We start from the raw sequence: 14,524 nt of genomic DNA, 5'->3' as shown, positions 1-14,524 counted from the left end.
TCTAATTCAATAATACAGATTGGTAAGATTTTTACCACTGCCGTTATTTTATCATTATTCATATATAAAGTCATATCATTTCAATTCTTTTTTTATGAAAGGAACGTTTTCACTTTCATTTTATTGCTTTAATATCAGTAATTAAATGATTTATTTAAAAACTACTCGTTCCTGACCAAAAATTTCTTTAAGTTGTTGTTGAACTCGGTAACTATAACTAATTGTATAAGGCGAATCCAATTGAATTGTTTGGCGATTTCGGTCGACTAAAATGATATCAGCGGGTCCAAAGTTGTCCAAGGCCAATTGCTTCACATTCTCAATTTTTGCTTGGTCTTGGGCGAAATCTTCTATTTGTATAAAACAACGACGAATGGTATTCGTTGGTTGTGGTGTTTTTTGATTATTATTATATTTACTGACGGGTTTTAATCCATCAACGACGATTTGTAAGTTGTCGCGCCGGTCAACACCTACCGTACCTTCGATAATTAATATATTATTCTCTTTCAGCAATTGCATACTTTTTTGATAAATCATTGGAAAAACAACAAGATCGATGGCGTAAAATTCATCTCCGATTGTTGAGAAAGCCATTAAATCATTTTTCTTTGTTCGAATTACTTTTACAGTTTGAACCATTGCGATTAGTTTTACTTTTTTCTTTAATGGAGCGTTCAAAGCTTCAGAAATATTAATAAAATCAGGATCATTATTAATGATATCTTTATACGCATCTAGCGGATGCCCTGAAATTGTAAATCCGAGTGCTTCTTTCTCATAATTCAAACGTTCAATCAGTGAAAAATCTTCTTTCCATTCAATTTTAGGTTCCATTTCTTGGAATAAATTAATATTTTGGCCACTGAATTCAACGGATTGAATCATAGCGGGTAAATTGTGTACTAATGTTGCCCGATTCGCACCAAATCCATCAAAAGCGCCAGCATAAATTAATGGCGATATCATATCTACTTTTAATAAATTGAGTGGTAATCGCTGAAGAAAGTTCAATAGATTTTTATATGCTCCCATTTGACTCCGGTCTTCCAGTATATGGTCAATAAGTTCTCCCCTAACACCATTGACTGAGTTGAAACCAATGCGCAAACCTTCATCAACATTAAATCCTGCCCCACTTTTATTAATATCCAACGGTAATAATTTCTGTAATTTACGTTTAGCCTCTTGGATATAATGATTAAAAGAAGTCGATTGCGAGCGCCCATTGTTTAATATCGCTTGATAAAATTCTTCTGTATAATTAGCTTTCAAATAAGCTAATTGATAGGCCAAGGTTGAGTAAACAACGGCATGAGCTCGATTAAACCCATAATTACTAAATTCATATATATAATTGTAGACAACTTTAGCAGCCTGTTCTGTATGACCCTTATTGATGGCACCATTTACAAAGTGCTCTCTTTCCTTTTCCATGACGTCTACTTGCTTTTTCCCCATAGCACGCCGTAAAATATCCGATTCTCCCAGAGAAAACCCAGCCATATCAACGACGATTCGCATGACCTGCTCTTGATATACAATAATTCCATAAGTCGTATTCAATATTGGTTCTAAGACTTCGTTGACGTACTCAATTTTTTCCTTGCCGTGCTTTCTTCGAATAAAGGAATCAATTTGTTTCATTGGTCCTGGTCGATACAGTGCATTAACGGCGACTATATCTTCAAAGTTTTCTGGCTTTAATCGTTTTAGTACATCTTTAATTCCGTCTGATTCAAATTGAAATACCCCATTTGTATCGGCTTCTTGAAACAGTTTAATCGTTTCATAATCATTCATCGGAATATCTTGTACTAAGAGATCGATATTTTTATTTACTTTAATATTACGGATAATATTATCAAGAATTGTTAAGTTTCTTAATCCTAAAAAATCCATCTTTAATAAGCCCATTTGTTCGACATCGTTCATTGTAAACTGTGTGATTAACAAATCATTCTCACGATCTTTGACGGGAATAATCGAATCAAGCGGAAAATCATTAATTACTACTGCTGCCGCATGGGTCGAATTATGACGGGGTAATCCTTCTATAGTTTGTGCCGCATTAAAAATGTCTCGATTAAATTCGCTTTGTGAAACAATTGCTTGTAATGATTTGGATTGCTTGACTGCTCTCTCTAAAGTCATTAATTGGTTTTGATCCGATGGTATTGCTTGCGACCAGCGTTTTAGTTGATCACTATCCGCACCAACGACACGCAAAGTATCTCGAATTGAAGCTTTCGCACCAAAGGTTCCCATAGTTACAATTTGAGCGACTTGTTCATGTCCGTATCTTTTTTGAATGTATTTTAATACTGCTTCTCTTTTATTATCTGGAATATCGATATCAATATCGGGCATATTGTAGCGTTCTGGGTTTAAAAAACGTTCGAATAATAAATCATATTCGATAGGGTCAACTAATGTAATTTGTAATAAATAACTGACCAGTGAACCCGCTGCTGAACCCCTACCCGGTCCGATTCGAATATTTTTCTCACGACAATATTTGATAATATCCCATACAATTAAGAAGTAGTCACTGAAGCCCATCCGATCAATGACTTGCAATTCATGATTTAATTGCTGGATGTATGTTTCATCTTGACTTTTGCCTATCTTCTCTAGTTGATTGAACGTCAATTCTTTGACATATTCTGAGGCCGTTAAATCATCAGGCGATTGATATTTTGGCAAATAAGATTGGCTTGAATCAATGGCTACATTCAATGTTGCTACGAGGTTTTCCGTATTCTCCCAAACTTCTTCTAATCCGTTATTAACATACATTGAACGAAGTGTTTCTTTTGGAAATAAAAAGTTTGAACCTTTGGAATAACGTAATGAATGATCAATCGTTTCATTGTCTTTTATGGCTTCGAGGATCTGTAAACTGAAAGCTTCATCTTCATTTAATGAATTTACTAATTGAGCTACCACTTGCTGGATATGATTTTTCTGCGCAAAATGTGATAACATCTCAATTTCGGATTTATTGTATGGATAGATTGTCATTCCCATAAATACATGTTTATTTCCGAATACTTGATTAAGATAAGTTACTATCTTCTTTTCATGTTCGCCATCCTCATGAATAATGGCTTGTTCCATCTCACTCAGTCTTCCCGATGATATATATACTAAATCAGTTGCTTGTTGTTCTAAATAAGCCCAAACTTCTAAATCATCAATGTGATTATTTTCAACCATTCTTGAAATTTTAATTAGATGGTGATAACCTGCTTCACTCTTTGCATACAGCATAAATGGGTAACGCTCATCTTGTCTGATTCCACCAATTAGCGTAATGTTTAAACCGATTAAAGGCTTCAAACCCATCTTTCTCGCTTGTGTGTAAAATTGTAACGCTCCGTGAAGCACTTGATTATCTGCTAAGCCAATCGCATCATAACCTAATCGTTTGGCTTCTTCAATATAATCATTGATTCTTAACGTACTACTCAAAAGTGAATACTCACTTTGAACATTTAATAACATCGGATCACCTCCTAATCATTCTCGTTCATATCATACCATATCGCTTCTATTCCCTCTATCCTCAATCTTTAAGAGAAAAAAACGCCTTGTTGGTTTGTCCAACAAAGCGCTCTAATTTACTTACAGAATTAACATCGCATCTCCAAAACTAAAGAATCGATATTCTTTGTCTACCGCATGTCTATAAGCTTGGAGTGTTCTTTCTCGGTTATAGAATGCACTAACTAACATCACTAACGTTGATTGAGGTAAGTGGAAGTTCGTTATTAAATGATCCACTGCTTTAAACTCATAACCAGGTGTAATAAAGATTGATGTCCAACCTGAACCTGCTTTAATTTCTCCGTTATTATCATTTGCAATTGTTTCTAAGGTTCTAACAGAAGTTGTTCCAACTGCTACAATTTTACCGCCATTATCTTTAATTTTGTTAATGCGCTCAGCACTTTGAGCACTTAAGTTATAAAACTCAGAATGCATTTCATGTTCTTCTAGATTTTCAACAGACACTGGTCTAAATGTTCCTAAACCTACATGCAGTGTTAGTGGAATAATTTCAATTCCTTTTTCTTTTGCTTGTTCAAACAACTCATTTGTAAAATGTAAACCGGCTGTTGGTGCAGCTGCCGAACCATTTTCTTTCGCATAAACCGTTTGATAACGCTCTGGATCTTCGAGTCTTTCTTTAATATATGGTGGGAGCGGCATTTGACCTAGTGTCTCCAATATTTCTAAAAAGACACCTTCGTATTCAAATTCAATTATTCGCCCACCATGCTCTAATTCTTCTTTAACTACTGCGCGAAGTTGAGCTTCTTTACCAAATACGATGACCGTTCCTACTTTAGCTCGACGCGCGTGTTTAACTAACACTTCCCACTCATTACCTTGAGTATTATTTAATAGTAATACTTCTAGATGTCCACCGGTATCTGGTTTTACACCAACGATGCGTGCTGGAATTACTCGCGTTTCATTGACTACTAAAGCATCTCCAGGATTTAAATAATCTAGGATATGTTTAAAGTCTGTGTCTTCCAAGGTATCATCTTCTCTATTAAGAACTAAGAGACGCGAAGCACTTCGGTCTTCTAGCGGCGTTTGAGCGATTAAATGCTCTGGTAATTCATAATCAAAATCTTTTGTCGTTAACATTTTATTCCTCTTTCGTTTCCATCCATAGGTAGCCTAAGTGTTCATATGTCTTTTTAGTTGCTACTCGGCCTCTGGGTGTTCTTTGGATAAAGCCATTCTGTAATAAGTAAGGCTCATACATATCAATGACTGTCTCTGTATCTTCACTGATGTTTATCGCAATCGTACTTAGCCCAACCGGACCACCATCATACAATTCAATCATTGTTGATAGTAATTTTCGGTCTACTCGATCTAAACCGTACTCATCAATATCAAGAATTTGCAGAGATTCGTCTGTTACTGATTGAGTTATTCTACCATTACTTTTAACTTGTGCAAAATCTCGCACACGTCTAAGCAATCGATTCGCAATTCGGGGAGTTCCTCGGCTTCTTAAAGCAATTTCTTGCGCGCCATGATCATCAATCTCAATTTGAAAAACATTTGCTGTTCGATTAACAATCGCTTTTAAATCCTCTGTATTATAGTATTCCAAATGAGACACAATCCCAAATCGGTCTCTTAAAGGTTGTGAAAGCATTCCTGCTCTCGTTGTTGCCCCTATCAGTGTGAACGGCGGCAATTCAAAGTGGATAGGCTGACTGGCTGATCCTTGCCCAATGACGATATCAACAAAATAATCTTCCATCGCAGAATACAATACTTCTTCAATTATACGAGGAAGACGATGAATCTCGTCGATAAAGAGAACGTCGCCTGGATTTAGTTCATTCAATATCGCTAATAAATCCCCAGGTCTTTCAATGGCTGGACCACTCGTTGTTTGTATTCCAACTTCTAACTCATTCGCAATAATCATTGCTAATGTTGTTTTACCTAAGCCTGGAGGGCCATAAACTAAAATATGGTCTAATACTTCTTCACGCATTTTAGCTGCTTGTAAATAGACTGACAATTCTTTTTTTAATTTGTCTTGACCAATATAATCTTTAAGTAATTTAGGTCGAAGCAGTAATTGTTCTTGCATTTCTTCTGCTTCATTTAACGGTTCGTTTTGTAAAATACGGTCTTCATGACTCATACTCTGCCCTCCTTGTTAGTTTTTAATTAATAATTTGAAAGCATAACTCAAGCCGTCTTGGGTTGAGTTAAATTGCTCAGCCTTTATTGCTTTCTCAACACGTTTAATTTCACGTTGCGAGTAACCAAGACCTTCGAGTGCTTCGATGACTTTCTCATTAATCTCATCTGATGCACTTGTGCTTTGTGATGTGTCACTCTTAGCTACTCCAGAGGCAAAGCCTAATTGCCCTCTTAAGTCTAGTACCATTTGTTGGGCAGTCTTTTTACCCACACCTGGAAATTTCGTTAAATACTGGCTATCTCCCGATTCAATCGCTTGAATTAACCCATCGTGATCATCTAAAGCTAAGATAGATAAAGCACTTTTAGGTCCAATCCCGGATACTTTATTTAATTTATGGAACAATTGTTTTTCGTTGGCATCATAAAAACCGTATAAAGTCATCGAATCTTCTCGAGTGACTAACTCAACTTGACATTGAACGGTTTGACTTAAGGAGTCTTGCCAACGAAAAGGATTGGCTGTAATAATTTTATAGCCAATCCCATTCACATTAATAACAATATATTGTGGTGTAACAGAGTGTAATATTCCTTCTATAAACTCATACATAGTCTAATTACTCCACCTGGCTTTTATATTCACTGTAGCCCGCTTCATCCATTTCCTCAAAAGGAATGAATTTTAATGAAGCTGAGTTAATACAATAACGTAATCCACCTTGATCTTGTGGTCCATCGTTAAATACATGTCCTAGATGTGAATCAGCATCGGTACTTCTCACTTCAGTTCTAACCATCCCATGACTTAAATCAGTATTTTCGACAATATTTGTCTTCGTGATTGGTTGTGAGAATGATGGCCATCCGCAACCCGCATCATATTTAGTACTACTTGAGAATAAAGGTTCACCACTTACGATATCTACGTAAATGCCTTTTTCATAAAAGTCATCATACTCACCCGTGAAAGGTCTTTCTGTTCCTTCGTTTTGTGTTACTTGATATTGATTTTCATTTAAATTTTTAATTTGTTCTTGATAATCTAATTTAGCCATTATACTCACTCCTATTTTACATATTTAAGATATTCGCTATATCCTTTTTCTGCCATCTCTTCTTCAGGAATAAATCTTAATGCCGCTGAGTTAATGCAATAGCGCAGGCCACCCAATTCCTCAATCCCATCTGGAAATACATGACCTAAGTGTGAATCGGCATCAGAACTGCGGATTTCAGTTCGTTTACGGTTCAAGCTGAAATCATCATGTTCAGTAACAAATGATTCTTCAATTGGCTGTGAAAATGATGGCCAACCACAACCCGCATCATACTTATCTGAACTTGAGAACAACGGTTTTCCACTGACAATATCGACATAAATACCTTTTTCATAGAAATCATCGTATTCTCCAGTGAACGGACGCTCCGTCGCACTTTCTTGTGTCACCTTATACTGTAATTCATTTAATTTTTTAATGTTTTCATTGTATTTTTCTGCTTTACTCATCTAAATGCCCCTCTCTCGTGTGTATCTTGGATTCGTTTGAATAGTTTTTCTAATGTGTTTTGATCAAATTCGACAAACACAGGACGGCCATGTGGACAATGGTATGGATCTTCTAATCCATCTAGTCCATGAATTAAAGCAATTGCTTGTTTATCATCTAAATAATGATTCGCTTTAATCGCGCCCCGACAACTTTGCATAATAATTGATCGTTCTTTTAATTCTTGAACTGTCAAATTCGGCTGCTTATTCAAAAGTTCTACTAAATCCGTTACTAATCCTTCGACCTCTTCATAATACAACCAATCCGGATAACTTTCCAACTTATAGCTTGTAGGCCCCATCAATTCCAAATAAAGACCTAATTTCTCGAATTGATCTTCTAATTCGCTAATGATCTCCATTTCACTTGTCGTAAAATTGATGATAATTGGCATAAGTAGCTGTTGTTGGATTGTAACATCGACTTCTTCGTTCATTAAGTCTTCATAACGGATGCGTTCTTGAGCCGCATGTTGGTCAATTAAATAAAATCCAGTCTCATTTTCTGCGATTAAATAGGTCCCATGAATTTGACCGACATATCTTAAATTGTAAAAGTCTAAGGAATATCGTTCGCTTTCTTCTACAGGGTGCTTGTTTGTTGTTGAAGGATCGAAGTCATTTGTTTGAATTGTTTCGTTCGTTGGTTCACTTCGCTGATAGATTACACCAGTTGGTTCTCCAATGGAACCACTTCGCTTTGTGTCATTATTATTGAGCGCATGTTGCAATTGTTCTTTATAATCCATCGGTTTCGCTTCGGGTTCTGTGTTTTGAACCCAGTCCGGCTCGATATTTGTTAGTGGTGCTTTTTGCGAAAAGTTAAACTGAACTAGGTCATAATTTGTATTGTTTCTATTAACATTGGGCAAATCACTTTCTTCTAAAGAAGGAATTGGATTGACTACATCTAACGTTTGGTGCACCGCTTGTGTAATTAACTCACTTAATTCATCTTCCTTACTTAAACGTACCGTTTGTTTCGTTGGATGCACATTCACATCCACCAGTCTTGGGTCGAGTTGAATTCGAATAATAGCGATGGGGTAACGCCCAATCATCAATTGTCTACCATACGCTTTAATTAACACTTCATCTAACATATAACTCTTCACTGAACGACCATTAATAATCCAATGGATATATTGTTTGCTCGTACGAGTTAAGGTCGGTTTAGATATAAATCCATTGATTGAAAAATCATCCGATTCGCTTTGGATTGGAATTAAATCTCTTGCTAATGCAGGTTGATACACACTCGCAATCACTTGTTGGAGATTACCGTTTCCATGACTGGCGAAAATCTCTTGACCATTGTGGGTCAGTTTAAACCGAATATCAGGATAGGCTAAAGCAATATTTTGTATGAATTTCAAGGAATGACTTAATTCTGTCTTGATTGTCTTTAAATGCTTAAGACGGGCTGGTGTATTGTAGAATAAACTATTCACTTCAACCGTTGTACCAATTTTTGCTTGAGTCAATCCTTCTTCAATGATTTTAGACCCTTCTATCTCAATAAAATGTCTACTATCGTCATCTTCTGTCATTGACTCGACACGAACCTTACTTACAGAACCAATACTTGCTAGAGCTTCTCCACGGAAACCTAAGGAATTGATATTGAATAAATCTGTTGATTCATATATCTTACTTGTTGCATGTGCCATAAACGCCATTGGCAAGTCTTCGGCAATAATCCCCTTACCGTTATCTGTCACTTTAATTTGTTGAATACCTGCTTCGATTAATTCAACAATAATTTGTGTACTTTCAGCATCTATGGCATTCTCCACTAATTCTTTTACAACCGAGGCTGGTCGTTCAACGACTTCCCCTGCAGCAATTTGATTCGCCAAAAAGTCTGGCATTTGCTTAATAATTCCCATTATATCACCTCCAACAGTATACTATAGTTCTTGATTCCATTCGTAAAGTTTTTGCATTGCTTCGATGGGAGTCATTTGATTAATATTAAGTGAACGTAAATCATCCACAATTGATTGAATATTATCTGTTACCACTTCTTGAATGACTTCGGCTTCTCGTTCATCGAATAAATCTAATTGAACTGCTCCAGATTCACGTAAGTTTTTCGCATTGGTTTCGAGTTCGACTAAAATTTCTTGACTCTCCTCTAGGACGCTCTCGGGTAAACCTGCTAACTTAGCCACATGAATTCCATAACTTTTATCTGCCGGTCCATCAAGAACTTTATGTAAGAATATCAAGTTTCCATCGTATTCTTGGGCACCGACATGAATATTTTTCACTTCATCAATGGTTTTATCCAATTCAGTCAGTTCATGATAGTGTGTTGAGAAAATAGTCAACGCTTTGACGTTTTTAGCAATGTATTTAATTATTGCTTCAGCCAAGGCCATCCCATCGAAGGTCGCTGTTCCTCGTCCTATCTCATCAAATAAAAGTAAACTATTCTCTGTCGCTTCTTCCAAAGCCACATTCGTCTCCATCATCTCAACCATGAATGTACTTTGACCACTTGTCGTGTCATCTGAACTTCCAATACGTGTAAAGATTTTATCTATGATTGGTAGTTTTGCTCGTTTAGCCGGAACAAAACAGCCGATTTGATTTAAAATAACACAAAATGCAATTTGACGCATAAATGTACTTTTACCTGACATGTTTGGCCCAGTTAGTAAGAATAAAGATCGATCATCATCTGAGGATAAAGAATTAGGCACAAAATTGGCTTTTCCAATTAAACTTTCGACAACTGGGTGTCGCGAATCTTCTAATTCAATACTTTTAGCTTCATGGGTTAATTCCGCTCGAACATAGTCTTCAGACTCACTAATATTCGCGAAGTTGACTAGTACGTCTAATGTAGCTACTTCATGAGCTAGCTCTTGTAAGCCGCTCACATATTTTGCTACGTGTTCTCTCAGTACAATAAATAAATCATACTCTAAAGACGTTGATTTCTCTTGGGCACCGAGAATAGTCGCTTCAATTTCTTTCAATTCTTCAGTAATATATCGCTCAGCATTCGTCAACGTTTGTTTACGAATATAGCGGTCATCATTAAAGTTTGCTGCTTGAAGTCGGCTAATTTCAATATAATAGCCAAATACTTTATTGTAACCAACTTTTAACGTTTTAAGACCTGTCTGTTCGCGCTCTCTCTTTTGTAGCTCTGAGAGCCATTTTTGTCCGTTTTCCAAGGCGTCTCTATATGTATCTAATTGTTCATTGACCTTATCTTTTATAATATTTCCTTCAGTGATTGAAATGGGAGGATCATCCACTAATACTGAATCGACGTATTCTAATAACGGTTTATATTCATCTAATAATTTAAATGACGTACTATTGACATCATGCGCTAAATGATTATTAATGACTTCTAATATTTTGTTGATTCTAGGAATGCCTTGCAATGAATTACGTAATTGATTTAAATCACGTGCAGTTGCATTCCCTAAACTAATCTTTGTTACAAGTCGTTCTAAATCATAGATTTGACTCAAACTGTCCATTAAGTCTACACGTTCAAAATAAAAACCCATTAAGTTTTCAACTTTTTGATGTCGATCAGTTAAATCGTTCATATCTAGCAAGGGTTTGTCTAACCATTGATGTAATTTTCGGCCGCCCATGGCTGTTTTAGTTTTGTCAATTAAGTCGAGTAAGGAACCTTTTTTCTTTTGAGAACGCAATGAGCGAGTCAATTCTAATTGTGACTTCGCATAATAGTTCATTTGCATATAAGAACTGAGTTCGTAACGTTCAACTTCTTTTATATGTTCTAAATTAGTAATATAAATACTTTCCAAATAGCCATAAAGCATATTTAAGTTTATTAATTCATCATTTGTTGGTTCAGCTATCTTCCATGAATGTGTTATTTCATGGTTACTTTCGAATAAAGTAAAGAAACTACCTAAATGTTGTTTTAATTTCTCTAATAATTCGCTATCAATCTTGGAATCAATGACCACCTCTGAAGGATTAATGCCTTTGACTTCATTTACTAATTGATTCCAGATAGTCGTTTTGGTCAAATATAATTCCCCCGTTGAGATATCAATGTAGCTTAAATAATAGCCATTATCACCGATATGAATACATGCAAGATAATTGTTCTCTTTTGTTGGTATCGCATCATCTTCAAGAATTGTCCCGGGTGTCACCACTCTGACGACTTCTCTTTTGACCATCCCTTTTGCTTGTTTAGGGTCTTCCATTTGTTCACAAATCGCAACTTTATAACCGGCTTCAATTAAGCGTTTTATATACTCTGTTGAAGAATGATACGGAACCCCACACATAGGTATCGGATTATCAGCATTTTTATTTCTGGATGTTAAAGTGATTTCTAATATTTTCGATGCTTGGATTGCGTCCTCATGAAATAACTCATAAAAATCACCTAACCGATAAAATAAAAACGCATCCGGATAACTTTCTTTAATTTTTAAATATTGTTCCATCATTGGCGTTTGTTTCGTCTTTTTTGCCATTTATATCTTCCTATCTAATTTGCTGATATATTGTTTTAATTGATTTTGCTAATCCTGTTGACGAATTGATATCGATGACAACTGCACTAATAACAGCTTCATTCGAAATTTCTTGTTCTAATCGCGTTGGCAATTGGCTTATAAAACGCCGAATGGAATCCTCTTTACGGAAACCAATCACACTATTTAAAGCACCTGTCATGCCGACATCTGATATATAAGCGGTTCCCTGTGGCAGGACTCTGCCATCATTTGTTTGAACATGTGTATGCGTTCCTACAAGTGCAGAGATTTGTCCATCAAATAAAAAGCCCATCGCTTGTTTTTCACTCGTTGTTTCACCATGAAAATCAATAAAAATATGGTTTGTTCTTTTCTTAACCGATTCAATTAACGGCTTCAAGTAATTAAATGCATCGAGTGAAGGCTTCATAAATACATTCCCTATGACGTTGATAATAGCCAATTCCTTATCATTTACTCTAACATAGTGAACACCTTTACCTGGAGTTCCTTCTGGCATATTGACCGGGCGCACTAAACACTTTGCGTCTGAAATAAATTCGTAAATATTTCGGTTATCAAAAGCGTGATTTCCTAGTGTAATCGCATCTACTCCTGATGACATTAGCCATTTATAAAGTGTTTCTGTAATTCCATGTCCGTCTGCAATGTTTTCACCATTTGCAATCGTAACTTGTGGTTTGTGTTCTTGTTTCAGTTGAGTTAAATATTTTTTTATTGCCTCTTGCCCACTCACTCCAACAATGTCGCCTATAAATAATATTTTCATGCGAGTCCTCTTTCCAGTTAATCTTACCTAATATCATATCAATATTTTCATGTAAAATAAAGCCGACAGTATTATCCGACTTCTTCTGATTATTGCATTATATTTATCGTTTTTAGCTTTTAAAAATACATTAATACCAAAAAAATAAACTACGAGCATTAACGCTCGTAGTTTTAACTCAATTATTTGGCATATTCGACAGATCTTGTTTCGCGAATTACCGTTACTTTAATGTTTCCTGGATAATTCATCTCAGACTCGACACGTTTTCGAATGTCATGAGCCACCTTAGCCGCTTGTGCGTCATTGATTTTGTCTGGTCTAACTGCTACTCTGACTTCTCGTCCAGCTTGAATTGCGTAAGCATGAGAGACACCATCAAAACTTGTTGAAATTTCTTCCAATTGTTCAAGTCGACGTATATAATTCTCAAGTGATTCACTTCTAGCACCAGGTCTTGCTGCAGAAAATGCATCTGCTAAAGCAACTAACACTGATATCATTGAAGTTGGTTGAGTATCTCCATGATGGGAAGCAATTGCGTTAACAATAACGTCTGATTCTTTATAACGTTTAGCAATCTCTGTCCCAATCTCAACGTGTGTACCTTCAATTTCATTATCTAATGCTTTACCTAAATCATGTAGTAAACCAGCTCGTTTAGCTACGACAACGTCTTCACCTAATTCACCCGCCATATAGCCCGTTAATTTAGCTACTTCGATGGAATGTTTTAGGACGTTTTGACCATAACTAGTGCGATAAGCTAATCGACCAATGATTTTAATCAAGTCTGGATGCAGTGAATGAATGCCTAATTCAAATGTAGCTTCTTCACCGACTTCTCGAATTTTTTCATCGACTTCTTTTCTAGCTCTTTCAACCATTTCTTCAATTCGAGCAGGATGAATCCGTCCATCTTGGATTAATTTTTCTAAAGCAATTTTTGCAATTTGGCGTCGAATTGGATCAAATCCACTTAATACGACAGTATCTGGTGTATCATCAATAATTAAATCGATACCAGTTAAGCTTTCGAATGTTCGAATATTTCTACCTTCTCTACCTATTATACGACCTTTCATATCGTCGTTAGGTAATTGAACAACACTCACTGAATTGTCAGTGACAATATCGGTGGATGTTCTTTGAATTGCTTGTAGTATAATATTCTTCGCATTACGGTCTGCTTCATCTTTAGCTTGTTGCTCTGCATCACGAACCATTATTGCTATGTCTTGAGTTAAACCATCTCTTGTTTCGTCAATAATTAACTCTCTTGCATCGTCTCGAGACAATGCTGCGACACGTTCTAATTCATCTTTTTGTTGTTGAATTATTTCATTCACTCTTGCTTCTTTATCAGTAACACTTTGTAGTCGTTTGTTCAAATCATCTTCTTTAGATTCAATATTTAATTCTCTTTTGTCTAAATTATTACCTTTTTGATCTAAATTTTCTTCTTTTTGAATTAAACGATTCTCGGATCTACTGACTTCATTGCGACGCTCTTTTAATTCCGCCTCCATCTCATTACGGTACTTTAGATTTTCTTCCTTCGCTTCGAATAGCGCTTCTCGTTTAAGATTTTGAGCTTGTTTAATTGCATCGTCAATAATGACTTCAGCATTTGCTTTCGCACCCTCAATACGTTTATTGTCTGACACTTTTTTGAATAAAAAGCCGATTATAATTCCAACTATTAAAGCAACGATCGCGAAGGCGATTGACATAAAGTCCATATGAGTCACCTCCTGATCTATGTAATTTTAAAGTATTCATTTTAGTGTTAAAATTAAGTAAAATAAATAGTGTGCAACCACACATACTATCATATGACTATTTTGTCAATTAGTCAATCAATCACAATTATATAATATAGATAATTTCAAATTACTTTCTAATAGAAATCTCGGAGTAAGTGCTCAGGTCTATGAATGCTTAAGTTTTGAGTTACCAGATGTAAATCGCTTACTATTTTTTTTTTTATAAAATATTATTTAA

Annotated in this window: 10 protein-coding genes; all 10 read right to left on the bottom strand. The window is 35.7% G+C overall.

The features are described 5' to 3' along the window. Positions 1 to 150: 150 nt before the first annotated feature. Positions 151 to 3,507: a DNA polymerase III subunit alpha gene (locus HW423_RS06080; protein ID WP_218931047.1), complete on the bottom strand. Its 3,357-nt coding sequence runs from the start codon at positions 3,505 to 3,507 to the stop codon at positions 151 to 153. Positions 3,508 to 3,627: 120 nt separating this feature from the next. Next, entirely contained in the window at positions 3,628 to 4,662 is a 1,035-nt protein-coding gene (gene queA / locus HW423_RS06075) for a tRNA preQ1(34) S-adenosylmethionine ribosyltransferase-isomerase QueA (RefSeq protein WP_218931046.1), read from the bottom strand. 1 nt (position 4,663) lies between these two features. After that, positions 4,664 to 5,686 (bottom strand): Holliday junction branch migration DNA helicase RuvB, encoded by a 1,023-nt coding sequence (ruvB, locus tag HW423_RS06070; RefSeq protein ID WP_218931045.1) that lies wholly within the window; start codon positions 5,684 to 5,686, stop codon positions 4,664 to 4,666. 15 nt (positions 5,687 to 5,701) lie between these two features. Continuing rightward, positions 5,702 to 6,301: a Holliday junction branch migration protein RuvA gene (gene ruvA, locus HW423_RS06065; RefSeq protein WP_218931044.1), complete on the bottom strand. Its 600-nt coding sequence runs from the start codon at positions 6,299 to 6,301 to the stop codon at positions 5,702 to 5,704. A gap of 7 nt (positions 6,302 to 6,308) precedes the next feature. Next, on the bottom strand, positions 6,309 to 6,746 hold the full coding sequence (msrB, locus tag HW423_RS06060; RefSeq protein WP_218931043.1) for a peptide-methionine (R)-S-oxide reductase MsrB: 438 nt from the start codon (positions 6,744 to 6,746) through the stop codon (positions 6,309 to 6,311). An 11-nt stretch (positions 6,747 to 6,757) separates the two neighbouring features. Then, entirely contained in the window at positions 6,758 to 7,198 is a 441-nt protein-coding gene (msrB, locus tag HW423_RS06055; RefSeq protein ID WP_218931042.1) for a peptide-methionine (R)-S-oxide reductase MsrB, read from the bottom strand. Next, the gene (gene mutL, locus HW423_RS06050) at positions 7,195 to 9,129 is read right to left on the bottom strand and encodes a DNA mismatch repair endonuclease MutL (RefSeq protein WP_218931041.1); all 1,935 of its coding nucleotides are present in this window, start codon (positions 9,127 to 9,129) and stop codon (positions 7,195 to 7,197) included. Before mutL ends, msrB (HW423_RS06055) begins: the two co-directional genes overlap by 4 nt. Before the next feature lie 21 nt (positions 9,130 to 9,150). After that, on the bottom strand, positions 9,151 to 11,727 hold the full coding sequence (mutS, locus tag HW423_RS06045; RefSeq protein WP_218931040.1) for a DNA mismatch repair protein MutS: 2,577 nt from the start codon (positions 11,725 to 11,727) through the stop codon (positions 9,151 to 9,153). Positions 11,728 to 11,737: 10 nt separating this feature from the next. Next, positions 11,738 to 12,520, bottom strand: a complete 783-nt coding sequence (locus HW423_RS06040) for a TIGR00282 family metallophosphoesterase (protein ID WP_218931039.1) — start codon at positions 12,518 to 12,520, stop codon at positions 11,738 to 11,740. Between the two features lie 182 nt (positions 12,521 to 12,702). After that, positions 12,703 to 14,262 (bottom strand): ribonuclease Y, encoded by a 1,560-nt coding sequence (rny, locus tag HW423_RS06035; RefSeq protein ID WP_218931038.1) that lies wholly within the window; start codon positions 14,260 to 14,262, stop codon positions 12,703 to 12,705. Positions 14,263 to 14,524: the final 262 nt, after the last annotated feature.

It is taken from the genome of Ruoffia halotolerans (assembly GCF_014049385.1).
Lineage (GTDB): Bacteria > Bacillota > Bacilli > Lactobacillales > Aerococcaceae > Ruoffia > Ruoffia halotolerans.
Note: the sequence above shows the minus strand (reverse complement) of the source record. Positions and strands in the feature narration are given on the sequence as shown.

Coding starts and splice junctions, on each gene's coding strand:
- ruvA (WP_218931044.1), bottom strand. CDS start 6,301: ATGTATGAGTTTATAGAAGGAATATTACACTCTGTTACACCACAATAT.
- mutS (WP_218931040.1), bottom strand. CDS start 11,727: ATGGCAAAAAAGACGAAACAAACGCCAATGATGGAACAATATTTAAAA.
- rny (WP_218931038.1), bottom strand. CDS start 14,262: ATGGACTTTATGTCAATCGCCTTCGCGATCGTTGCTTTAATAGTTGGA.
- msrB (WP_218931043.1), bottom strand. CDS start 6,746: ATGGCTAAATTAGATTATCAAGAACAAATTAAAAATTTAAATGAAAAT.
- HW423_RS06080 (WP_218931047.1), bottom strand. CDS start 3,507: ATGTTATTAAATGTTCAAAGTGAGTATTCACTTTTGAGTAGTACGTTA.
- msrB (WP_218931042.1), bottom strand. CDS start 7,198: ATGAGTAAAGCAGAAAAATACAATGAAAACATTAAAAAATTAAATGAA.
- queA (WP_218931046.1), bottom strand. CDS start 4,662: ATGTTAACGACAAAAGATTTTGATTATGAATTACCAGAGCATTTAATC.
- mutL (WP_218931041.1), bottom strand. CDS start 9,129: ATGGGAATTATTAAGCAAATGCCAGACTTTTTGGCGAATCAAATTGCT.
- ruvB (WP_218931045.1), bottom strand. CDS start 5,686: ATGAGTCATGAAGACCGTATTTTACAAAACGAACCGTTAAATGAAGCA.
- HW423_RS06040 (WP_218931039.1), bottom strand. CDS start 12,520: ATGAAAATATTATTTATAGGCGACATTGTTGGAGTGAGTGGGCAAGAG.